At 63.3% G+C, this 21,281-nt stretch carries 20 protein-coding genes; 10 read left to right on the top strand and 10 right to left on the bottom strand.

Going from position 1 to position 21,281, the window contains the following annotated elements:
- Nucleotides 1–72: 72 nt before the first annotated feature.
- From ACIQUI_RS08570 to ACIQUI_RS08550, 5 genes are all read left to right on the top strand, one after another.
- Nucleotides 73–882, top strand: coding sequence for a gamma-glutamyl-gamma-aminobutyrate hydrolase family protein (locus ACIQUI_RS08570; protein ID WP_403197100.1), 810 nt, complete (start codon nt 73–75; stop codon nt 880–882).
- A gap of 449 nt (nt 883–1,331) precedes the next feature.
- Nucleotides 1,332–2,243, top strand: coding sequence for a 5-dehydro-4-deoxyglucarate dehydratase (kdgD, locus tag ACIQUI_RS08565; RefSeq protein WP_403197098.1), 912 nt, complete (start codon nt 1,332–1,334; stop codon nt 2,241–2,243).
- Nucleotides 2,244–2,347: 104 nt separating this feature from the next.
- On the top strand, nt 2,348–3,712 hold the full coding sequence (locus ACIQUI_RS08560; protein ID WP_110638092.1) for an MFS transporter: 1,365 nt from the start codon (nt 2,348–2,350) through the stop codon (nt 3,710–3,712).
- A 78-nt stretch (nt 3,713–3,790) separates the two neighbouring features.
- On the top strand, nt 3,791–5,344 hold the full coding sequence (gene garD / locus ACIQUI_RS08555) for a galactarate dehydratase (RefSeq protein WP_403197097.1): 1,554 nt from the start codon (nt 3,791–3,793) through the stop codon (nt 5,342–5,344).
- A gap of 156 nt (nt 5,345–5,500) precedes the next feature.
- On the top strand, nt 5,501–7,081 hold the full coding sequence (locus tag ACIQUI_RS08550) for an aldehyde dehydrogenase (NADP(+)) (RefSeq protein WP_403197094.1): 1,581 nt from the start codon (nt 5,501–5,503) through the stop codon (nt 7,079–7,081).
- 153 nt (nt 7,082–7,234) lie between these two features.
- On the opposite strand, the gene ACIQUI_RS08545 is transcribed toward ACIQUI_RS08550, so the two are convergent.
- Nucleotides 7,235–7,984 carry an FCD domain-containing protein gene (locus tag ACIQUI_RS08545; protein WP_391134040.1) on the bottom strand — a complete coding sequence of 250 codons (750 nt, stop codon included), beginning with the start codon at nt 7,982–7,984 and terminating at the stop codon, nt 7,235–7,237.
- 198 nt (nt 7,985–8,182) lie between these two features.
- Here ACIQUI_RS08545 and ACIQUI_RS08540 point away from each other — a divergent pair, with 198 nt between their 5' ends.
- Nucleotides 8,183–8,833, top strand: coding sequence for a DUF998 domain-containing protein (locus ACIQUI_RS08540; protein ID WP_403197090.1), 651 nt, complete (start codon nt 8,183–8,185; stop codon nt 8,831–8,833).
- Nucleotides 8,834–8,907: 74 nt separating this feature from the next.
- Nucleotides 8,908–9,237 (top strand): hypothetical protein, encoded by a 330-nt coding sequence (locus ACIQUI_RS08535; protein WP_403197088.1) that lies wholly within the window; start codon nt 8,908–8,910, stop codon nt 9,235–9,237.
- A gap of 23 nt (nt 9,238–9,260) precedes the next feature.
- Here the strand turns inward: ACIQUI_RS08535 and ACIQUI_RS08530 are convergent, their stop codons facing one another.
- From ACIQUI_RS08530 to ACIQUI_RS08520, 3 genes are all read right to left on the bottom strand, one after another.
- Nucleotides 9,261–10,181 carry a LysR family transcriptional regulator gene (locus ACIQUI_RS08530; protein WP_403197085.1) on the bottom strand — a complete coding sequence of 307 codons (921 nt, stop codon included), beginning with the start codon at nt 10,179–10,181 and terminating at the stop codon, nt 9,261–9,263.
- 27 nt (nt 10,182–10,208) lie between these two features.
- Nucleotides 10,209–11,183: a quinone oxidoreductase family protein gene (locus ACIQUI_RS08525; RefSeq protein ID WP_403197082.1), complete on the bottom strand. Its 975-nt coding sequence runs from the start codon at nt 11,181–11,183 to the stop codon at nt 10,209–10,211.
- A gap of 113 nt (nt 11,184–11,296) precedes the next feature.
- A complete protein-coding gene (locus ACIQUI_RS08520) occupies nt 11,297–12,511 on the bottom strand; it encodes a YeeE/YedE family protein (protein WP_403197080.1) in 1,215 nt (404 codons plus the stop codon).
- Nucleotides 12,512–12,655: 144 nt separating this feature from the next.
- Between ACIQUI_RS08520 and ACIQUI_RS08515 the strand changes: the two genes are divergently transcribed.
- Nucleotides 12,656–13,564 (top strand): LysR family transcriptional regulator, encoded by a 909-nt coding sequence (locus tag ACIQUI_RS08515; protein WP_403197077.1) that lies wholly within the window; start codon nt 12,656–12,658, stop codon nt 13,562–13,564.
- Here ACIQUI_RS08515 and ACIQUI_RS08510 read toward each other — a convergent pair whose 3' ends face one another.
- A complete protein-coding gene (locus tag ACIQUI_RS08510) occupies nt 13,565–14,083 on the bottom strand; it encodes a DMT family transporter (protein ID WP_403197076.1) in 519 nt (172 codons plus the stop codon).
- A 198-nt stretch (nt 14,084–14,281) separates the two neighbouring features.
- Here ACIQUI_RS08510 and ACIQUI_RS08505 point away from each other — a divergent pair, with 198 nt between their 5' ends.
- Complete coding sequence (locus tag ACIQUI_RS08505) at nt 14,282–15,046, top strand: hypothetical protein (protein ID WP_403197073.1); 765 nt, start codon at nt 14,282–14,284, stop codon at nt 15,044–15,046.
- 8 nt (nt 15,047–15,054) lie between these two features.
- On the opposite strand, the gene ACIQUI_RS08500 is transcribed toward ACIQUI_RS08505, so the two are convergent.
- The 3 genes from ACIQUI_RS08500 to ACIQUI_RS08490 all read right to left on the bottom strand — a co-directional run bounded on the left by ACIQUI_RS08500 (nt 15,055) and on the right by ACIQUI_RS08490 (nt 17,136).
- Nucleotides 15,055–15,249 carry a hypothetical protein gene (locus tag ACIQUI_RS08500; RefSeq protein ID WP_403197136.1) on the bottom strand — a complete coding sequence of 65 codons (195 nt, stop codon included), beginning with the start codon at nt 15,247–15,249 and terminating at the stop codon, nt 15,055–15,057.
- Between the two features lie 172 nt (nt 15,250–15,421).
- Entirely contained in the window at nt 15,422–16,711 is a 1,290-nt protein-coding gene (locus ACIQUI_RS08495) for a PQQ-dependent sugar dehydrogenase (RefSeq protein ID WP_403197071.1), read from the bottom strand.
- The gene (locus ACIQUI_RS08490; RefSeq protein WP_403197069.1) at nt 16,708–17,136 is read right to left on the bottom strand and encodes a DUF2231 domain-containing protein; all 429 of its coding nucleotides are present in this window, start codon (nt 17,134–17,136) and stop codon (nt 16,708–16,710) included. Before ACIQUI_RS08490 ends, ACIQUI_RS08495 begins: the two co-directional genes overlap by 4 nt.
- A gap of 161 nt (nt 17,137–17,297) precedes the next feature.
- Between ACIQUI_RS08490 and ACIQUI_RS08485 the strand changes: the two genes are divergently transcribed.
- On the top strand, nt 17,298–17,597 hold the full coding sequence (locus ACIQUI_RS08485; RefSeq protein WP_403197066.1) for a hypothetical protein: 300 nt from the start codon (nt 17,298–17,300) through the stop codon (nt 17,595–17,597).
- 16 nt (nt 17,598–17,613) lie between these two features.
- Here ACIQUI_RS08485 and ACIQUI_RS08480 read toward each other — a convergent pair whose 3' ends face one another.
- Entirely contained in the window at nt 17,614–18,429 is an 816-nt protein-coding gene (locus ACIQUI_RS08480; protein ID WP_403197064.1) for a class I SAM-dependent methyltransferase, read from the bottom strand.
- Nucleotides 18,430–18,851: 422 nt separating this feature from the next.
- Complete coding sequence (locus ACIQUI_RS08475) at nt 18,852–21,038, bottom strand: OsmC domain/YcaO domain-containing protein (protein ID WP_403197061.1); 2,187 nt, start codon at nt 21,036–21,038, stop codon at nt 18,852–18,854.
- Between the last annotated feature and the right edge of the window lie 243 nt (nt 21,039–21,281).

Genomic DNA, 21,281 nt, shown 5'->3' with positions numbered 1-21,281 from the left:
CAGGCTGCACCCAGGGCCCCGCGCCGTGCACCTGCACAACAACGACAGGTTGAACCTGTCCCAAGGTGACATATGTCCAACAGCAACATTGGCAACAAGCAACCTTCCCTGCGCAAACCCGTCGTCCTGATGACCATGGGCAGCCAAGAGCGCAAAGGCCATGACTATCAGGTCATGACCCACAAATACATTACCCCGCTGGTCGAGTTCTCCGATTGCGTCCCGGTACTGGTGCCTACCTGCTGCGGCACTGAAGACCTCGAGACCTACCTGGACATGGCCGACGGCGTGTACCTGACCGGTGCCGGCAGCAACATCGACCCGGCCCTGTACGGCCAGGAAAACCAGACCCCAGGCAAAGGCCAGGACCAGAACCGCGACTTGTTCGACATCCCACTGGTCAAGGCGGCGATCAAGCGTGGCCTGCCAATCTTCGGCATCTGCCGCGGCATGCAAGAGATCAACGTGGCCTTGGGCGGCGACATTTACCAGAAGGTTTACGCCGAGCCTGGCTTCAACGACCACCGGGAAAACCCGGAAGACCCGGTTGAAGTACAGTACGCCCAGGTGCATGGGGTGAAGATCAAGCCGGGCAGCTGGCTGCAAGACACCCTGGGTACCGACGAGATTCGCGTCAACTCCCTGCATGGCCAAGGGCTGCACAAGCTCGGCGCCGGTATCGAAGCCATCGCCCACGCCGAAGACGGCCTGGTCGAAGCCATTCACGCCCCGAGCATTTCGCCGTTCCTGTTCGCCGTGCAGTGGCACCCTGAGTGGCAAGCCGCGAAGAACCCTGATTCGATCAAGATTTTCCAGGCGTTCGGCGATGCTTGCCGCGCCCAGGTACGCAAGGCGCAGATCAAGCGCCAGCAAGCTGCCTGACCTTCAGTTGCCTCTGCTTTGATCGCGGGGCGGCGCAACGCCGCCCCCGTTTCCCCGGTCACCCTCTGCTGGTCCCAGAACACTTCCCGTGGAATCGGGCGGCGGCCTTGTGCCTGTCTCCGCGATCGTTTTTCCCCTTCCTACCAAGAGATACGATGACTGATGCGGATAGTCTGCCATCGGTGTCTCCTGCATCCATTAATGCTGCCTGTGCCGGCCTCTTCGCGGGCACGCCCGCTCCCACGAGTATCTCCGCAGATCTTGAAGGGAGCGCGGTCCTGTGGGAGCGGGCGCGCCCGCGAAGAGGCCGGCACAGGGAATAACACCTTTATCCTTCCCCGCCGCAAAAAAATCTCAAGCAGGGACTAGTCATCGCACAAGTTGTACGATAACTTACCTCCAACGCAGAACAACACCCTTCACCCAAGCGCCACAGGATGCCTACAACAATGAATCCACAAGAACTTAAATCCATCCTCTCCCACGGCCTGCTGTCTTTCCCGGTCACCGACTTCAACGCCCAGGGCGACTTCAACCAGGCTGGCTACATCAAACGCCTGGAATGGCTGGCCCCGTACGGCGCCAGCGCCCTGTTCGCTGCTGGCGGCACCGGTGAGTTCTTCTCCCTGGCCGCCAGCGAATACAGCCAGGTGATCAAGACCGCCGTCGACACCTGCGCTACTTCGGTACCTATCCTCGCCGGCGTGGGTGGTTCTACACGCCAGGCCATCGAATACGCGCAAGAAGCCGAGCGCCTGGGTGCCAAAGGCCTGCTCCTGCTGCCTCACTACCTGACCGAAGCCAGCCAGGACGGCGTCGCCGCCCACGTTGAAGCGGTGTGCAAATCGGTAAAAATCGGCGTGGTGGTGTACAACCGCAACGTCTGCCGCCTGAATGCCGACCTGCTGGAAAAACTGGCCGAACGCTGCCCGAACCTGATCGGCTACAAAGACGGCCTGGGTGACATCGAACTGATGGTGTCGATCCGTCGCCGCCTGGGCGAGCGCTTCAGCTACCTGGGTGGCCTGCCAACCGCCGAAGTGTATGCTGCTGCCTACAAGGCCCTGGGCGTGCCGGTGTACTCCTCCGCAGTGTTCAACTTCGTGCCGAAGACCGCCATGGACTTCTACAACGCCATCGCCCGTGACGACCACGCTGCCGTGGCCAAGCTGATCGACGATTTCTTCCTGCCGTACCTGGACATCCGCAACCGCAAGGCCGGCTACGCCGTGAGCATCGTCAAGGCGGGTGCCAAAATCGCCGGTTACGACGCAGGCCCGGTGCGCACGCCGCTGACCGACCTGACGGCCGAAGAATACGAAATGCTCGCAGCCCTGATGGACAAGATGGGTCCGCAGTAAGCGTACCCCTGCGGCCTGCCCTTGCCGCACCCGGAGTGGGAAGCCCCCACTCCGGTTACAATTCGTGAGCCCGCACAAAAATAACTAGTGGGAGTATTACCAGCATGCAAGCGACTAAGAAGACGCATGTGCGCTACCTGATCTTGTTCATGCTGTTCCTGGTGACCACGATCAACTATGCCGACCGCGCTACCATTGCAATCGCAGGTTCCAGCCTGCAGAAAGATCTCGGCATTGACGCCGTTACCCTCGGTTATATCTTCTCTGCCTTCGGATGGGCTTACGTGGCTGGCCAGATACCTGGTGGCTGGCTGCTCGATCGTTTCGGCTCCAAGAACGTCTACGCCTTCAGCATCTTCACCTGGTCGCTGTTCACCCTGCTGCAGGGCTTTGTCGGTGGCCTGCCGGTGGCCTGGGCCGTCGTGACCCTGTTCACCCTGCGCTTTCTGGTTGGCTTCGCCGAAGCCCCGTCGTTCCCGGGTAACGCGCGCATCGTCGCCGCCTGGTTCCCGACCCAGGAACGCGGCACAGCCTCGGCCATCTTCAACTCGGCGCAGTACTTCGCCACTGCACTGTTCGCCCCGATCATGGGCTGGATCGTGTTCAGCTTCGGCTGGGAGCACGTATTCGTGGTCATGGGTGCACTGGGCATCGTGTTCTCCATGGTATGGCTCAAGACCATCCACAACCCGCGCCAACACCCACGCATCAGCCAAAGCGAACTCGAACACATCGAGCAGAACGGCGGCCTGGTGGACATGGACCAGAAGCGCGGCAACGACGGCCCGAAATGGGGCTACATCAAGCAACTGCTGACCAGCCGCATGCTGCTGGGCGTGTACCTGGGCCAATACTGCATCAACGCCATCACCTACTTCTTCCTCACCTGGTTCCCGGTGTACCTGGTGCAGGAGCGCGGCATGACCATCCTCAAGGCGGGCTTCATCGCCTCGCTGCCGGCGGTCTGCGGCTTCATTGGCGGTGTGCTGGGTGGGGTGATCTCGGACTGGCTGCTGCGCCGCGGCAACTCGCTGACCTTCTCGCGCAAACTGCCGATCGTGTGTGGCCTGCTGCTGTCCACCACCATGGTGTTCTGCAACTACGTCGACGCCGAGTGGATGGTGGTTGGCTTCATGACCCTGGCGTTCTTCGGCAAGGGCATTGGCGCACTGGGCTGGGCGGTGGTGGCAGACACCTCGCCCAAACAGATCGCCGGGCTGTCCGGTGGCCTGTTCAATACCTTTGGCAACATCGCCTCGATCACCACCCCCATCGTGATCGGCTACATCATCAGTGCCACCGGTTCGTTCAAGTGGGCGCTGGTGTACGTGGGTGCCAACGCCCTGGTGGCGGTGTTCAGCTACCTGGTGATTGTCGGCCCGATCAAACGTATCGAGCTACGTGACGATGCCCCAAAGCCACAGCCTGAGCCCGCCGCCAACGGCGAACTGGCAAGCTCGCGCCACTGAGTGAACACGCCCGCGCCGGGCTACCCGGTGCGGGCGGATGTACAAAAAGCCTGAGAACCTGACAAGTAGGGCCCCAACATGCAGTTGATCGAACATTCCGACTCGCCCCGCTACGTCCGCCTGCACGACGACGACAACGTCGTGGTGGTCGTCAACGACGGCGGCCTGGGCGAAGGCGCCCGTTTCGCCGACGGCCTGACCTTGGTCGAAGGTGTGCCGCAAAGCCACAAGGTGGCCACCGTCGCCATCGCCAAGGGTGAAGCTGTGCGCCGTTATGGGCAAATCATCGGCTATGCGCTGGAAGACTTGCGCCAAGGCAGCTGGGTGCAGGAAAGCCAACTGGCCATGCCGAGCGCCCCGGCACTGGACAGCCTGCCGCGCTGCGACGCGGTCCCACAGCCCTTGCCGCCGCTGGAAGGCTTCACATTCGAAGGCTACCGCAACGCTGACGGCACTGTCGGTACACGCAACATCCTTGGCATCACCACGACCGTGCAATGCGTGACCGGCGTGCTGGAGCACGCGGTAAAGCGTATCCGCAGCGAACTGCTGCCCAAGTACCCCAACGTCGATGACGTGGTGGCCATCACCCACAGCTACGGCTGCGGCGTGGCGATCAACGCACGCGACGCCTACATCCCGATCCGCACCGTGCGCAACCTGGCCCGCAACCCCAACCTGGGCGGCGAGGCACTGGTCATCAGCCTGGGCTGTGAAAAGCTGCAGGCCGGCCAGGTGATGCACGACAACGATCCATCGGTGGACCTCAGCGACCCGTGGCTGTACCGCCTGCAGGACGCCAGCCTGGGCTTTGTGGAAATGATCGAGCAGATCATGGACCTGGCCGAAACCCGCCTGAAGAAGCTCAACCAACGCCGCCGCGAAACAGTACCAGCCAGTGAATTGATACTTGGCATGCAGTGTGGCGGTAGCGACGCCTTCTCGGGCATTACCGCCAACCCGGCGCTGGGCTATGCCTCCGACCTGCTGGTACGCGCTGGCGCCACCGTGCTGTTCTCGGAGGTGACCGAGGTGCGCGATGCCATCTACATGCTGACCTCACGCGCCGAAAACCAGGAGGTTGCCGGTGCACTGATACGGGAAATGGACTGGTACGACCGTTACCTGGAACAAGGCGCCGCCGACCGCAGCGCCAACACCACGCCGGGCAACAAGAAAGGTGGCCTGTCCAATATCGTCGAGAAGTCGCTGGGTTCGATCGTCAAGTCCGGCAGCGGCGCCATCCAGGGCGTGCTTGGCCCTGGCGAGCGGGTTACGCGCAAAGGCCTGATGTTCTGCGCCACCCCGGCCAGCGACTTCGTCTGCGGCACCCTGCAACTGGCCGCCGGCATGAACCTGCATGTGTTCACTACCGGCCGTGGCACCCCGTATGGCCTGGCCATGGCACCAGTGGTCAAGGTGTGCACCCGCAGCGAACTGGCGCAACGTTGGCCCGACCTGATCGACATCGACGCCGGGCGCATCGCCACAGGCCGTTCGACTATCGAAGAGCTGGGCTGGGAACTGTTCCATTACTACCTGGACGTGGCCAGCGGCCGCAAGCAGACCTGGGCCGAGCAGCACCGTTTGCACAACGACATCACCCTGTTCAACCCGGCACCTATTACCTGATGCCAAGGCCTTGCCCGATTCAACGATGCCACGCGGTCATTGTGGGAGCGGGCATGCCCGCGAACACCGGCGAAGCCGGTGCCCTGCACCGAGTCGGCTGCTTCGCGGGCGCGCCCGCTCCCACACAGATTTCCTCTCAACCTACAGGAGCACCCCATGCCTGAAATCCTCGGCCACAACTTCATCGCCGGCCAGCGCAGCGCCGCTGGCGCCCAGCGCCTGCAGAGCCTGGACGCCAGCACTGGCGAAGCCCTGCCTTACAGCTTTGCCCAGGCCACCGAAAGCGAAGTGGACCAGGCCGCCAAGGCCGCAGCCGCAGCCTTCGCCGAATTCCGCCAACTCGCCCCGGCCCGTCGCGCCGAGTTCCTCGAGGCCATCGCTGCTGAACTGGATGAGCTGGACGACGCCTTCGTCGCCATCGTCTGCCGCGAAACCGCCCTGCCGGCGGCCCGCATCCAGGGCGAGCGCGGCCGCACCAGCGGCCAGATGCGCCTGTTCGCCCAGGTGCTGCGCCGTGGTGACTACCTGGGTGCCCGCATCGACCTGGCCTTGCCGCAGCGCCAGCCGCTGCCACGCGTAGACCTGCGCCAGATGCGCATCGGCGTCGGCCCGGTCGCCGTGTTCGGCGCCAGCAACTTCCCGCTGGCCTTCTCCACTGCCGGGGGTGATACCGCCGCCGCCCTCGCTGCCGGTTGCCCGGTGGTATTCAAGGCCCACAGCGGCCACATGGCCACCGCCGACCTGGTCGGCTGCGCGATCGTGCGCGCTGCCGAGCGTACCGGCATGCCCAAGGGCGTATTCAACATGGTATTCGGTGGCGGCGTGGGTGAGTGGCTGGTCAAGCACCCGGCCATCCAGGCCGTCGGCTTTACCGGTTCGCTCAAAGGCGGCGACGCCCTGTGCCGCATGGCCGCGCAACGCCCGCAACCGATTCCGGTGTTTGCCGAGATGTCCAGCATCAACCCGGTCATCATCCTGCCGGGTGCCCTGGCCAAGCGTGGCGAGAGCATCGCCCGCGAGCTGGCCGGCTCGGTGTGCATGGGCGCAGGCCAGTTCTGCACCAACCCAGGCATGGTCATCGGCTTGCAGTCGCCACAGTTCAGCCAGCTACTGGCCGAGCTCGGCCAACACCTGGACGCCCAGGCAGGCCAGACCATGCTCAACGCCGGCGGCCTGCGCAGCTACATCGGCGGCCTGGAGCACCTGCACGCCCACGCCGGTATCCAGCACCTGGCCGGCCAGGCTCAGCAAGGCAGCCAGGCCCGCGCCCAGCTGTTCAAGGCCGACGCCAGCCTGCTGGTCAATGCCGACCCGCTGCTGCAGGAAGAAGTGTTCGGCCCTACCACCGTGGCCGTCGAAGTGCAGGATAACGAGCAACTGCGCACCGCCCTGCTCGGCCTGCGTGGTCAGCTGACCGCCACCCTGATCGGCGAAGCGGAAGACTTCGAAGCCTATGCCTGGCTGGTACCGCTGCTGGAAGAGAAAGTCGGTCGCATCCTGATCAATGGTTACCCGACCGGCGTCGAAGTGTGCGACGCAATGGTCCATGGCGGCCCTTACCCGGCCACTTCCGACGCCCGCGGCACCTCGGTCGGCACCTTGGCCATCGACCGTTTCCTGCGCCCGGTGTGCTACCAGAACTACCCGCAGGCATTGCTGCCTGAGGCGCTGCGTGACGGTAACCCGCTGGGGCTGCGCCGCCTGGTGAACGGGCAGTGGAGTGACGGGGCGATCTGATCGATTGCCTGAAACAGGAAAGCCCCGCGCATGGCGGGGCTTTTCTTTTGCCTGTACCGGCCTCTTCGCGGGCAAGCCCGCTCCCACAGAGATCGCGCAGTACCTGTGGGAGCGGGCTTGCCCGCGAAGGGGCCGGCCCTGCTTGCAGTGGCCTCAGGCCCCCTGCGCCTCAGCTTCTTGATGTGCCTGACGCAAGCGCTCGCGGCTATTGCTCAGGTGCATGCGCATGGCCATCTTTGCTCCTTCGCTGTCACGCCGGGCAATGGCTTCATAAATCGCCTCGTGCTCATGCATCAACCGGCTCATGTAATGGGCCTGGTCATCATGGGCCAGGCGCGCCGAATTCAGCCGGGTACGCGGGATGATGCTGGTGCCCAGGTGGTTGATGATATCGGCGAAGTAATGGTTGCCACTGGCCTGGGCAATACGCAGGTGGAACTGGAAATCCGCCGACACCGCATCATTGGCATGCGCTGCCCCTTCGTTCAGTTCGTCCAGCGCCGCACGCATGCCTGCCAGCTCTTCATCGCTACGCCGCTGCGCGGCCAGCCCTGCGGACTCGATTTCCAGGGCAATGCGCAATTCCAGCACCGCCAGCACTTCACGCAGGGTAACCACGGTGGCCGGGTCGATACGGAAACCGCCCGAAGCCGGCGCGTCCAGTACGAAGGTACCGATGCCGTGGCGAGTCTCGACCTGCCCGGCGGCCTGCAGCCGCGAGATCGCCTCACGCACCACGGTGCGGCTGACGCCCTCCTCGGCCATGATCTGCGATTCGGTTGGCAGCTTGTCGCCGCGCTTGAGTTGCCCGCTGCGAATGCGTTCGGTCAGCACTGTGACCAGTTCCTGGGCCAGACTACGCGGCTTGCGCCGGGTCCTTGCCTGTACCTGCTGCTCTGTCATTGCCCTGTGTTTCACCTTGAAAGACAGCGCTCATCATAGCGCAAGCGGTTGTACGATCACATACACCCGGTGCGGTATTTATTCCTCACCCCTGTAGACCAAACCGCTCGAAAAAACGGCACAAGTGCTGGCCCAGAGCCTTCGCAAGGCTGTAATGTGCACCTTCACGCTCATTCATCCATGGAAGGAAAACGCAGCATGAAACGTCTCGACCGCCTGTTGCTCGCCTGCGGGTTGCTGATACCGCTCTGGTTGCTGGCAGGTGTGTGGCTCACCGCCCAGGCCTACCCCGGCTACGACCACCTGCAACAGGCCATGAGCCAGCTCGGCGCCACAGGCTCGCCTACCCACAGCTGGTCGCCGCTGCTCAACAACTTCCCCCTGGCCGTTTTGTTCGCACTGTTTGCCTGGGGCCTGGCGCGGCGCTGGCGTGGCTCGAAACTGGCCTTGCTGAGTGCGGGCCTGGTGCTGCTGCATGGTGTCGGCAGCCTGGGTACCGGCTGGTTCCCTTGCGACCAGGGTTGCGCACCCGCACAGCCCTCCACCTCGCAGCAACTGCATAACCTGTTCGGGCTGCTGATGTTCCTTTCGCTGACCCTGGCCAGCGCACTCTGGGCCTGGCTGGGCAATCGCATTGCCGGGTCGCGCGCCCTCGCGCTGTTCTCCCTGGTCTGTGTGGTACTGGCTATCGTAACGGTTGCACTGATGGGCCAGGCCGTGCAAAGCGGCCAGCTGTTCGGCCTGTACCAACGCCTGAACTACGGCGTGTCGGTGATCTGGGTTGCCAGCCTGGCCTGGGCCAGCCTGCGCAGGCCTGCCGCCAGCCCGCTGCGCATGGCCGTGAACTGACGGCAATTTGCTGGCCCCCAGCCGCTGAAATGGAAGGCAAACTCCCTTTTTCTTCAGATGCTTAGGACAGCAACATGCGAGTACTTCTAGCTACGATGGCCGGCTGTGTGCTGGCCACGCTCGCTTTTGGCGCCCAGGCCCGCGCGCTGAACCAGAACGATCGCCACACCTGCGGCTGGGGTGCGCAGATAGCTGCCGAGGCCCAGCAGGCCAAGCTTTCCGGGGTGACCCTGTATGCCACGCGCAAGAAGCTGCAGGTACGCAAATTCCCCAAACCGTGGATGCGCATGACCGCCTTTGGCATAACCGAACAGACCTACAACAGCCGCTCGCGGCTCAAGCCAGCAGCGATCAAGCAAACGTACTACGAGCAGTGCGTTCAGCATGCTGTTGCAAGACGCTAAGCCGGAGCACTGCGCAGGCCGCCTCAGCCTCGCCACGGCGCGCCGGCTTCAAAGTGTGCCTCCAGCCAGGCCTTGAAGGCCCCCAGGGCGGCTGTATTGAGGCGCGCGGTCGGCCGCACCAGGTAGATGCCCGCAGCCACATCCAGCTGCCACTGCGCCAGCACCCTCACCAGCCGCCCGCTGGCAAGGTCTTCACCCATCAGCCAGTCGCCGCCGGCAAGAATGCCCACACCACGCCGCGCCGCTTCCAGCAGTGCTTCGTTGTCATTGCTGCGCAAGTTGCCTGCCACCCTGACGCTCACCTGCTCCCCGGCATTCATTAGCCGCCATTCGGGAAATGAACGTAAACCACTGAACCCCAGGCAATTATGGTCGACCAGGTGTTCCGGCCGGGCAGGCGCGCCCTGGCGAGCGCGGTACTCCGGCGACGCACACAGGATGCGCACGTGATCGCAGAGCTTACTGGCCACCAGGCGATTGTCCGCCAGTTCACCAATGCGAATGGCGGCGTCAAAACCCTCACCGATCAGGTCGACGAAACGGTCGGCGTACTCGGCTTCCACCGTCACCTGCGGATAGGCCAGTACAAAGTCAGCCAGCATCCCGCTCAACCAGCGCCGGCCCATGGCCGCCGGCAGCGCCAGGCGCAAGCGCCCGCGAATCGTTGCAGCACCTTCGGCAGCTTCCTGTTCCGCTTCGGCGATCAGGCGGTTGGCCTCGCGCACTTTGGCTACCAAGCGCTCGCCCTCATCGGTAAAACGCAGCTGCCGCGTGCTGCGCTCCACCAGGCGAATGCCCAGGCGTGCCTCCAGTGCACTCAGGCGCTTGGACAGCACCGTAGGGTGGCGCTGCAACTGCCGCCCGGCAGCCGCAAACGACCCCTGCTCGTGCAGGGCCAGCAAGGTGGCAAGTTCATCGGCGCGGCGGCTGTCAAAGGCATCCATGGCAAGGCTCGGTGGCGAGGTCGGGTATCAGGCGGTCAGGACCAGCGCGCCCTCCGACAGCCCTTGCTCCAGGTCCCGGTGAGCCCTGGCCGCTTCGGCCAACGGGTAGCTGCGCCAGACCCGAGGCTGGATGATACCCTCGGCGACGGCGGCCAGCACATCGGCGGCGCGCTGCTGGTACTCGTCAACCGTGCGCGTGTGTGCTGCCAGCGACGGCCGGGTCAGGTACAACGAGCCTTTGGCATTCAGCGTGGCAACCTCGATTGCCGCCGGGGCACCGGACGTACCGCCAAACGACACCAGCAGGCCGCGCACCCGCAGGCTGTCCAGCGATGCCTCCAGCGACACCTTGCCGACACAGTCATACACCACGTCCACGCCCTGCCCCTGGGTCAGCTCTCGCACTTGACCTGCCAGTGTTGCCGCATCGAACACCAGCACATGGTGGCAGCCAGCCGCTTGCGCTCTCGCCACACTCTGCGGGCGCGATACCACGCCAATCACCGTCGCCCCAAGGTGCCGGGCCCACGGCGCCATCAGCTGGCCCAAGGCACCGGCAGCGCCGTACAACAGCACTTGGGTACCGGGGCCCACGGCATAGGTGGTTTTCAGCAGGTACTGCGCAGTAATGCCTTTGAACAGCACCGCGGCGCCAGCCTGGTCATCCAGCTGCGCCGGCAACTTGACCAGTCGCTCGGCCGGGAACAGCCGGCCGCTGGCATAGGCCCCGACCGGCCCCATGGCGTAGGCGACCCGGTCACCCACTTGCACGTTGTGCACCCCATCGCCCACGGCCTTGACCCTGCCTGCGCCTTCCAGGCCCAGGCCAGATGGCAAGGCCAAGGGCGCACCGCCCTTGCGCTGCAACAGGTCGAGCGGGTTCACCCCCATGGCAGTCTGCTCCAGCCAGACCTGTCCGGGCCCTGGGGCTGGTGCTTGAAAGTGTTCAATCTGCATGACATCGGCGCTGCCGGTGCGGTCAAGCATAATGCGGGTAGCCATGATCGAATCCTGTTGGTTGGGAGAGCGATTCAGGCTAATCAGGTAGGGAATATTGAACAATCAGGCGAGGTGCAGATAATTCCTGCACCTCTTGCAGCAATACATTCAGCGCTTCAGCAGCCCGTCAGCACTGCGGGGCGCCGCTCACCGGCGAAGAACAGCGGGCGCAGGCGCACACCGATCAGGTTGCCGGCATAGGCGGCCACCAGCCACAGCCAGCCATGTACGCTGCCCGATGCAATGCCACTGAAGTACGCCCCAATATTGCAACCATAGGCCAAGCGCGAACCGTAGCCCAGCAGCAGGCCGCCAATCACTGCCGCCACCAGCGACGGTAGCGGGATCTTCAGGCTTGGCGCAAAGCGCCCGGCCAGGCCAGCTGCCAACAGCGCCCCCAGCACAATGCCCAGGTCCATCACTGTGGTGATGTCTTGCCACAGCGGCGAGGCCAAGGCCTTGGCATTGGCTGGCGCCTGCCAGAACACCCAGCTGCCGACTTCCACGCCCAGCCCATTGAGGACCTTGGCCCCCCACAAGGCAAAGGCCGAGGTAATGCCCCAAGGCCGCCCCGCCAGCGCCAGGGTGGCGTAGTTCAGCAGGGCCAGGGCAATGGCACCCCACAGCAGCGGCCATGGGCCGCGCAGGAAGCGACGCAGGCCCTGATGCTCGCTGGCAAGCGGCGCCTCCAGCGCGCCGTGACGGCGTTTTTCCAGCATCACGGTGGCCCAGGCGATCAGCCCGAACACCGCCAGGCTCACCAGCAGTGCCGGCCCCACGCCCCAGGCCTGCACGATCGAGGTCGCCGGGAACGACGGCAAGGCAAACCACCAGTCGGCATGATGCGTGGCGCTCACCGAGCCGATGATGAAGAACAGCAGGGTCACCAGCATGCGCGCATTGCCACCGCCCACGGTGAACAGCGTGCCCGACGCGCAGCCGCCACCCAGTTGCATGCCGATGCCGAAGATGAATGCACCGAACACCACCGACACGCCCGCAGGTGCTACCAAGCCAGTGACCGGGTTACCGAACAGGCTGCCGGCCGACAGCGCCGGGAAAAACAACAGCACCGCCAGGCTCAGCATGACCATCTGCGCACGCAGGCCTGCGCCACGACGCTCGTTGATGAACACCCGCCAGGCCGAGGTGAAGCCGAAGGCGGCGTGGTACAGGGTCAGGCCCAGTGCCGCGCCAACGAGCAGCAGCAATACCTGTTTGAAACCGGCATTGAGGTTGAGAAACCAGGCGCCGGCCAGCAGCAGGGCCATGGCGATCAACGGAGCGCCCAGGCGGCGCGGTTCGGGTGTTGCAGTTGCAGAAAGACCCATCGGAATACTCGGATAACAGTCAAACGGACGGCGATTATAACCCCGGACAGCACACCCGCCATGCCTTACAGCATGAGAGCGTTGCAGGCAGATCATTTGTTAAGCTGATCCACACCGCCAGAAACAACCAAGGCCATTCACCCCATGGATGAACTGCGCAAGATCGACCTCAACCTGCTGCTCGCCCTGCACGCGCTGCTCAGCGAGAAACACGTGACCCGCGCCGCCTTGCGCCTGCACCGCAGCCAACCAGCGGTAAGCCATGCGTTGGCGCAGCTGCGCAAGCACTTCGACGACCCCTTGCTGGTGCGCCAGAACGGCCGCATGGCCCTCACCACCCTCGCCCAGTCGCTGGCCAGCCCGTTGCAGGACGCCCTGGGCAGCCTTGACGGGCTACTGGCCACACCCCTGTTCGAGCCAGCCAAGGCTCAGCGGCGTTTCAGGCTGTCGCTATCCGATTACTCGTCGCGCATCATCCTTCCACCGCTGATGCGCCATTTGCGCCAGGTCGCGCCCGGGGTGGACCTGGCCATCAGCCAGGCCAGCCGCGAAACCATGCAGGCCCAGCTGCTCGACGGCGAACTGGACCTGGCACTGGGCATCTTCCCGGACCTGCCCCAGGACATCACGGCCCAACCGCTGTTTGCCGACCGTTTCATCAGCGTTGCCGACCACCACGTTTTGCCCGCCAACGCCGACCTGGCACTGGAAGACTGGCTGTCACGCCCGCATGTGCTGATGGCCATGCGCCCCGATGCTTTCGATGAAATAGAACGTGCGCTGGCGGCCCAAGGCCTGCGCCGCCGAATCGCCCTGGCCTTGCCGCACTGGAGCGCGGCGGTCGAGGTACTGGCCGGTACCGACCTGATCCTTACCGTAGCCAGCCGAGCGGTTGGCTCGTTGCAGCAGCACAAGGCGTTACGCCAGTTCGAACCGCCACTGCCAATTCCCTCTTTCGACTACCAGCAAGCCTGGCACAGCCGCAAAAACAACGACTCCGGCCATCGATGGCTGCGCGAAGCCGTGTGGGCCTGCAGCCAACCGGGGCGCTGATCAACCCTGCGGCTGCTTCATCACGGCCGCACCACTGGCCGGCGAGGTGGGCGCCCAAGTGCCCTGCACCAGCAGTACACCGCACAGGATCAGCACCACACCCGCCAACCTGGCCAGGTTGAGTGGTTTGCCACCCAGGCCCATCACGCCGAAATGGTCGGCAAGCACGGCCGTGATGATTTGCCCCGCCACCACCAGCACCAGGAACCCCGCCGCGCCCAGTTTCGGCGTGAGCGCTGCCGCACCCGCCACATACATGGCCCCCAGCACGCCGCCGATCCACAACCACCAAGGCCCTTGCAGGGCCTTGCTCATGTCCGGTGCCGGCACCCGCAAGATCAGCAACGCGGCGATCACCACCAATGAGCTCACCGCCAACGACGTGAACGCACCCCACAGCCAATGCCCCAACGCCCGGCCTACGGCAGCGTTACCCGCGGCCTGGAACGGCAGCACGGCGCCGGCGAGCAACGCCAAGGCAAAGGGTAGTGCCACAAGGCACAGGGTTTTACTGAACATGGCAGACCTCATTCTCGAAAAACAGGAGGCCATCATCTAAAAATTCGCTACATCTATGGAAATCCAAAGTATGCACAAACCTCATTCGCCAAATGGATATGTCTTGCGATGCCTGCCGATTGTGCCAGGATGCTTCCCGGCCACGGCACGCACCCATGGCAGAGACGGGACCAAACCGTATGTGATGGAGCACATTCGATGACAGATGAACGCACAAACCGGATCAATAACGGGCAATTGCCAACTCGCAACCTCGCCGAATGCCTGGCAGTGGACCAAAGCGCCTTGGTGGAGGCATTGGCAGACGAATTACCCGCCGAGCTGAAAGAGCCTTTGGCTGCCTGCGCCGAACAAACCCGGCCACTTGGCCTCTCGAAGAAAATTGCCGCCATTGGGCAAACCTTGGGGCAGTGGCTGGAGCAAGCACCTTCACCAGTAAGCCAGCACGTGTTCGATCAGTGCAGCGTGCACACCAGCGATACCGTACGCAGCTGGGCGAGCTTCGCCCAGGCCTACCTGTCACGCACGCAGGACCTGGAGGCGGCGCTGCGGGCGCAACTGCGCTTCGCCCGCGATGAACATTTTGGCGTGCGCGAATGGGCCTGGATGGCATTACGGCCACGCCTGAGCCGGGAGCTGGAGCATGCCCTTGCCGTGCTCGGCCAACATGCCGGCGACCCAGACCCGCTGGTACGTCGCTTCTGCATCGAGGTACTGCGCCCCCGTGGCGTGTGGTGTGAGCACATCGCCACACTCAAGCAAACACCGGAAGTGGCCGAGCCCTTGCTGATACCCCGGCTGGCCGAAGCCGACAAGTACGCCCAGGACTCGGTTGCCAACTGGCTCAATGATGCCAGCAAAACCCGGCCCGACTGGGTGACCCGGCTGTTCGATGAGCATCGGCCGTCGTGCAAGGCCTCACGGCGGATCCATACGCGGGCAACCCGTAGCTTGCCTCGATAACAGGGGCGTTAGCGCGAGGTCTCGATGCGCAGCACTTCGGTGTAGATCGCATCGACCGTCTGACCGACCTTGAGGTTCTTCATGCGCGCCTGCAGGTCCGGGTTTTCGACCTTGACCACCTGCAACGTGCCTTCCGGCGGCAGCTGGCTCTTGGTGTAATCACCGGAAAGCCACTCACTGACCAGTCTGATTCGTTGATCCATAGGGGACTCTTGGTTCCAGGGCATGATCAGATACCTCCTGATCATGCGTATTAGCCTGTAAACCATGTCCCCGGTTTGGAATGTAAACGATGTCTCCGGTTTGTACCGCGGGCGTGCCCGCTCCCACAGAGTTCTCTGCGTGACAGCGCAGCCCCAAGTGCTGGGCTATCTCCTACAGACGCGTCACCCGCCACACCGTATTCGCCAGGTCATCGGCAATGATCAACGCCCCACGCGGGTCCACCGTCACCCCCACCGGTCGGCCACGCGTCTTGCCATCCTCACCCCGGAAGCCGGTGGCGAAGTCGACGGGTTCCCCAGCCGGCCTGCCATTGCTGAACGGCACGAAGATCACCTTGTAGCCCACCGGGTCGGGGCGGTTCCAGCTGCCGTGCTCACCCACGAACACACCGTCGGCGAAACGCTCGCCCATGGCCGGTATCGAGAAATCGACACCCAACGCAGCCACATGCGAACCCAGGCTGTAATCCGGCTTGATCGCCGCCGCCACCTTGTCCGGGTTCTGTGGCCGCACCCGCTCGTCCACGTTCTGCCCCCAATAGCTGTAGGGCCATCCATAGAAGCCACCCTCACGCACCGACGTCAGGTAATCCGGGACCAGATCGGGGCCTAGCTCATCGCGCTCGTTGACCACCGCCCACAGTTGCCCGGTCTGCGGCTGGATGGTCAATGCCGTCGGGTTGCGCAAGCCGGTGGCATAAGGCCGGTGGGCGCCGGTTTGGGCATCGACCTGCCAGACCATGGCGCGGTCGACCTCTGCCTCCAGGCCACGCTCGGTGATGTTGCTGTTCGAGCCGATGCCCACATACAGGTAACGACCGTCCGGGCTGACCGTCAGCGCCTTGGTCCAGTGGTGATTGATCTCGGCTGGAAGATCAGTGACCTTGGTGGGCGGCCCGTCTGCCTTGGTCTGGCCGTCGCGGTAGTCGAAACGAACCAACGCATCCTGGTTGGCCACATACAGCTTGCCGTTGGTAAAGGCCAGGCCGTAGGGCGCATTGAGGTTTTCCGCGAACACCGTCTGCACCTCGTAGGTGCCATCGCCGTCGGCATCGCGCAGCAAGGTCAACCGATTGCCACCTTTGACCTGGGTATTACCCTTGGCCTTGATCTGGCTGGCGATCACATCCTTGGGCTTGAGCTTGGCCGCACTCCCGCCCCGCCCCTCCGCTACCAGAATGTCGCCATTGGGCAATACCAGGCTCTGCCGCGGAATCTTCAGGTCGGTGGCGATGGCGGTGATGCTGAAGCCTTCAGGCACCGTCGGCTTCTGTTTACCCCAGGCAACCGGCTCGGCAATCTTCATGCTCGGCAGCAAGCCGCGCTGAGGCGCTGGCAACTTCGGGTCCGGGCCCAGGGCCTGGGTCGCCTCGCCATCTCCGCCGCAGGCATTCAGTAACAACGCCACGCTCAACAGGCTCAACGCGTGCAAGGGCTTCATACCGCACCTCCCGAGCGCAGGTTGCTCAAACCGGTCCAGGCAGCCATCAGCGCAAGCACCGTCACGATTACCGACAGCACCAACCCCGCCGGCATCACTGCCCAGGCGTCCTTGGCATGTTCGAACGCATTGATAAAGCCAAGCACCCAGGTCACCAATAACAGCACGAAGTACAACGTCGGCCGCCCACTTTTGCGCTCTGCACGGACCAGGTTGGCTAGCGCGAACAACAGCGCCAGCCCGCAGAACACCAAGCCCCCGGCGATCAACCAGGCGGCAAAGTTGCTCCATTGGATCTGGTAGCTGTTGAAGTAGGCTATGTCGCTTAGCAACCCACCGAGAAACAACGGCACACTGCCTGCCAGCAACAGGGCGTGGAGCGGGCTTGGCGTATGGCGGTAGAAGGTTTGGTCAGGTGTGGTCACAGTGCCTCCTTTTCATTCAGTGACCCAAGGGCTGATGGCGTGAGCCACCAGATGCGCGCAGTCTGCGCTATGCAAAGGAGCCCCTTGTGAACGCGATAGTTCACCGTTTCGCTTCAATGAAATATCCTGCAAGGTATTCGCGAGGTGCCATTGGAACGGACATGAGCAGCAAAATGAAAGACGCGCACGCTTGCTTTGCACTGACCACCCTGCTCGCCCTATGCCTGGCACTCACTGCGGGCTGTTCCAGCAAAAACAGCAAGGCACGCTACGCGGCTTCCCCAGTCGGCTCCAATTGCTTTGCCAAAGCCGTGCCCACAACCGGTGAAGGCGGCCTGGCATGGGGTAATACACTGAGCATTGCGCGGCAAAAATCGTTGAACAACTGCGTGCGTTATGCCAGCCGGTCGGGGGGCACCCCAAGGACCTGCCAGGTAGTGATGGCTAAGTGCAAGAACTAGGCGTTTATCGTGCCCGCTAACGCCCTCGAATGATCACCACCTCAAGGTATTCACTCGGCACCACCAACGATGAAGCACCGCCCTCGTTGTTCTCATCCAGCAACTGGGTAAGGTCTCGCTCCAGGGCACTGGCCCCCTGCGCGTCCAACGACGCAAACGCCTTGTGCACCGGCCCGTACCAGGTGCGGAACACCTCGATGAAATGCGCCGCCGAGCGGTAGCGGAAGTTGAAGAACTGGTGGCTGACCTGAAGTTCACCCAGCGTACCTTCGAACATCACCCGCAACTGTTCCTCATCGCCCCACCGCGAAGGCGCAAGGGCCCCGGTGGGTGGCGGCACATGCCGGCCAAGGGTCTTGAACATCTGCCCGACAAAGCCTTGTGGGGTCCAGTTGGCCAGGCCGATGCGGCCACCTGGCCGGCATACCCGCGCCAGTTCGCGCGCGGCCTGGGCCTGATCCGGGGCGAACATCACGCCAAAGGTGGAAAGCACGGCATCATACGTGCCATCGGCAAACGGCAGCGCTTCGGCATCGGCGGCCTGGAACAGCACATTCAGGTGTTCGGCACGGGCCCGTTCTTCGCCGCGCTTGAGCAGTTCGGGTACATAGTCGGTGGAGGTCACACGGCAACCGCGCCGGGCGGCCGCCAGGGTGGCATTGCCATTGCCGGCGGCAACATCCAGCACGTGTTCGTCCCAGCGTAGGTCGCAGGCTTCGGCCAGGCGCTCGCCAACCAGCTGCAGGGTGGTGCCGATCACGGCGTAGTCACCGCTGGCCCAGGCGGCTTGCTGGCGGGTTTTAAGGGCATTGGTATCCAAAGGGGTGCTCATGGTCTGCGCCTTCTTGTTGTGCGCGGCCGAGGTCCTTCTGGCGGTTCACGCGCCATGGATTTGGGGAGCAGAATTTTACGCGCCTGCCAGGCGAAGCGGAAAGGCGAATTGGGGATAGGGCCGTGATCAAAGCGATATATGGCACCGCGTTGGATTCTTCGCGGCGGTTCGACGCCTCGACGCGCCCACTCATAGAACTGCACATCACTTACTGATTTAGCAGGGACCCTGTGGGAGCGGGCAAGCCCGCGAACACCGGCGCAGCCGGTGCCATGCACCGAGTCGCCAGCTTCGCGGGCTTGCCCGCTCCCACAGGGTACGCGCTGCGCCCGGGGTCAGTTCTCTGCGCGACAGCGCAGCCTAGGATCACTTACACGCCTTGGTATCGAGCAGGGCTATTTGCCCTGCTCGATACTGCGTATTCAGGCGAACCTGGCCCGCGCGGCGTGCAGCTTCTTGTAGCTTTCGATCAGGCGCAGGTGGCGATCAAGGCCCTCGAGCTTCATGCTGGTCGGGGTCAGGCCATGGAAGCGAACGCTGCCGTCCACCGAGCCCAGCACCGCGTCCATGCGCGCGTTGCCGAACATGCGGCGGAAGTTGGGCTCGTAGTCGTCCATTTCCAGCTCATCATCCAACACCACTTCCAGCACCACATTCAATGCCTGGTAGAACAGCCCGCGCTCGACGGTGTTGTCGTTGAACTGCAGGAACGCCTCGACCAGTTCCTTGGCCTCCTCGAAGCGCTGCACTGCCAGGCAGATCAACAGCTTCAGTTCCAGGATGGTCAGCTGGCCCCACACCGTGTTCTCGTCGAACTCCACGCCAATCAATGTGGTAATGGTGGTGTAGTCATCCACATCGCAGTTGTCCAGGCGCTTGAGCAGCAGCTTCAGCGGGCGGCTCTCGAGGTTGTGCAGGTTGAGAATGTCGGCACGGAACGACAGGGCACGGTTGGTGTTGTCCCAGATCAGGTCCTCGACCGGGTAGATTTCCGAGTAGCCCGGCACCAGGATGCGGCAGGCGGTGGCGCCGAGGTTGTCGTACACCGCCATGTACACCTCCTTGCCCAGGTCTTCGAGGATGCCGAAAAGGGTTGCTGCCTCCTGCACGTTGGAGTCCTCGCCATGCCCCGAGAAGTCCCACTCGACGAACTCGAAGTCAGCCTTGGCACTGAAGAAGCGCCACGACACCACGCCGCTGGAGTCGATGAAGTGTTCGACAAAATTGTTCGGCTCGGTCAGCGCATGGCTTTCGAAGGTCGGCTGCGGCAGGTCGTTCAGGCCCTCGAAGCTGCGGCCTTGCAGCAATTCGGTGAGGCTGCGCTCCAGTGCCACTTCAAGGCTTGGGTGGGCGCCGAACGAGGCGAATACACCGCCGGTACGCGGGTTCATCAAGGTCACGCACATGACCGGGAACTCGCCGCCCAGCGAAGCATCCTTAACCAGCACCGGGAAGCCCTGCTCTTCCAGCCCCTGGATACCGGCAACGATGGCCGGGTACTTGGCCAGCACTTCCTGCGGCACGTCCGGCAGGCACAGCTCGCCTTCGAGGATTTCGCGCTTCACCGCCCGCTCGAAGATTTCCGACAGGCACTGCACCTGCGCCTCGGCCAGGGTGTTGCCGGCGCTCATGCCGTTGCTGAGGAACAGGTTTTCGATCAGGTTGGACGGGAAGTACACCACCTGCTCATCCGACTGGCGCACGAACGGCAGCGAGCAGATGCCGCGCGCCGTGTTGCCCGAGTTGGTGTCGTACAAGTGCGAACCCCGCAACTCACCGTCCGGGTTGTAGATTGCCAGGCAGTGCTCGTCGAGGATCTCGGCCGGCAGTGCGTCGCGCGGGCCAGGCTTGAACCACTGCTCGTTGGGGTAATGCACGAACGGCGCGTTGGCCAGCTCCTCGCCCCAGAACTGGTCGTTGTAGAAGAAGTTGCAGTTCAGCCGCTCGATGAACTCCCCCAGTGCCGAAGCCAGCGCCGCTTCCTTGGTAGCGCCCTTGCCGTTGGTGAAGCACATCGGCGACTGCGCATCGCGCACGTGCAGCGACCACACGTTGGGCACGATGTTGCGCCACGAGGCAATCTCGATCTTCATCCCCAGCCCGGCGAGGATGCCGGACATGTTGGCGATGGTCTGCTCCAGCGGCAGGTCCTTGCCGGGGATGTAGGTGCTGCTGTCCGCTACCGGCATCAGCAGGCCCTGGGCATCGGCGTCGAGGTTTTCGACCGTTTCGATCACGAACTCGGGGCCGGTCTGCACCACTTTCTTCACGGTGCAGCGGTCGATGGAGCGCAGGATACCCTGGCGGTCCTTCTCGGAAATGTCTTCGGGCAGCTCGACCTGGATCTTGAAGATCTGGTTGTAGCGGTTTTCCGGGTCGACGATGTTGTTCTGCGACAGGCGAATGTTTTCGGTGGGGATGTCGCGGGTCTGGCAGTACAGCTTGACGAAGTAAGCCGCGCACAAGGCCGACGACGCCAGGAAATAATCGAACGGCCCAGGGGCCGAACCATCACCCTTGTAGCGGATCGGTTGGTCGGCGATCACCGTGAAGTCGTCGAACTTGGCTTCGAGACGGAGATTGTCGAGAAAATTGACCTTGATTTCCATGCGGGATTACCGTGATTTAAGCGTGCAAAACGAAATTGGCCGGCATTATCCGGGTTTTCAGCCCGGAAGTCCTGTTTACCTCGTCGCTTGCGCATTCCAGCGGATTGCTTGCCTGATTCTCCGGGCCTGCCCCCGCCACCGGACCAGCGGTCATCCCCCTGTGCTAGCGTTTCTTCTCTGGGGAACACCGTATTCCCCACACAGAATAATTACTGCGACAGCAACCGATGATTGGCAGGTGAA

It is taken from the genome of Pseudomonas sp. NPDC090592, from assembly GCF_044769185.1.
Taxonomy (GTDB): Bacteria; Pseudomonadota; Gammaproteobacteria; order Pseudomonadales; family Pseudomonadaceae; genus Aquipseudomonas.
This window is presented reverse-complemented; position numbering and strand designations above follow the sequence as displayed.

Coding starts and splice junctions, on each gene's coding strand:
- ACIQUI_RS08570 (WP_403197100.1), top strand. CDS start 73: ATGTCCAACAGCAACATTGGCAACAAGCAACCTTCCCTGCGCAAACCC.
- kdgD (WP_403197098.1), top strand. CDS start 1,332: ATGAATCCACAAGAACTTAAATCCATCCTCTCCCACGGCCTGCTGTCT.
- ACIQUI_RS08560 (WP_110638092.1), top strand. CDS start 2,348: ATGCAAGCGACTAAGAAGACGCATGTGCGCTACCTGATCTTGTTCATG.
- garD (WP_403197097.1), top strand. CDS start 3,791: ATGCAGTTGATCGAACATTCCGACTCGCCCCGCTACGTCCGCCTGCAC.
- ACIQUI_RS08550 (WP_403197094.1), top strand. CDS start 5,501: ATGCCTGAAATCCTCGGCCACAACTTCATCGCCGGCCAGCGCAGCGCC.
- ACIQUI_RS08545 (WP_391134040.1), bottom strand. CDS start 7,984: ATGACAGAGCAGCAGGTACAGGCAAGGACCCGGCGCAAGCCGCGTAGT.
- ACIQUI_RS08540 (WP_403197090.1), top strand. CDS start 8,183: ATGAAACGTCTCGACCGCCTGTTGCTCGCCTGCGGGTTGCTGATACCG.
- ACIQUI_RS08535 (WP_403197088.1), top strand. CDS start 8,908: ATGCGAGTACTTCTAGCTACGATGGCCGGCTGTGTGCTGGCCACGCTC.
- ACIQUI_RS08530 (WP_403197085.1), bottom strand. CDS start 10,181: ATGGATGCCTTTGACAGCCGCCGCGCCGATGAACTTGCCACCTTGCTG.
- ACIQUI_RS08525 (WP_403197082.1), bottom strand. CDS start 11,183: ATGGCTACCCGCATTATGCTTGACCGCACCGGCAGCGCCGATGTCATG.
- ACIQUI_RS08520 (WP_403197080.1), bottom strand. CDS start 12,511: ATGGGTCTTTCTGCAACTGCAACACCCGAACCGCGCCGCCTGGGCGCT.
- ACIQUI_RS08515 (WP_403197077.1), top strand. CDS start 12,656: ATGGATGAACTGCGCAAGATCGACCTCAACCTGCTGCTCGCCCTGCAC.
- ACIQUI_RS08510 (WP_403197076.1), bottom strand. CDS start 14,083: ATGTTCAGTAAAACCCTGTGCCTTGTGGCACTACCCTTTGCCTTGGCG.
- ACIQUI_RS08505 (WP_403197073.1), top strand. CDS start 14,282: ATGACAGATGAACGCACAAACCGGATCAATAACGGGCAATTGCCAACT.
- ACIQUI_RS08500 (WP_403197136.1), bottom strand. CDS start 15,249: ATGGATCAACGAATCAGACTGGTCAGTGAGTGGCTTTCCGGTGATTAC.
- ACIQUI_RS08495 (WP_403197071.1), bottom strand. CDS start 16,711: ATGAAGCCCTTGCACGCGTTGAGCCTGTTGAGCGTGGCGTTGTTACTG.
- ACIQUI_RS08485 (WP_403197066.1), top strand. CDS start 17,298: ATGAGCAGCAAAATGAAAGACGCGCACGCTTGCTTTGCACTGACCACC.
- ACIQUI_RS08480 (WP_403197064.1), bottom strand. CDS start 18,429: ATGAGCACCCCTTTGGATACCAATGCCCTTAAAACCCGCCAGCAAGCC.
- ACIQUI_RS08475 (WP_403197061.1), bottom strand. CDS start 21,038: ATGGAAATCAAGGTCAATTTTCTCGACAATCTCCGTCTCGAAGCCAAG.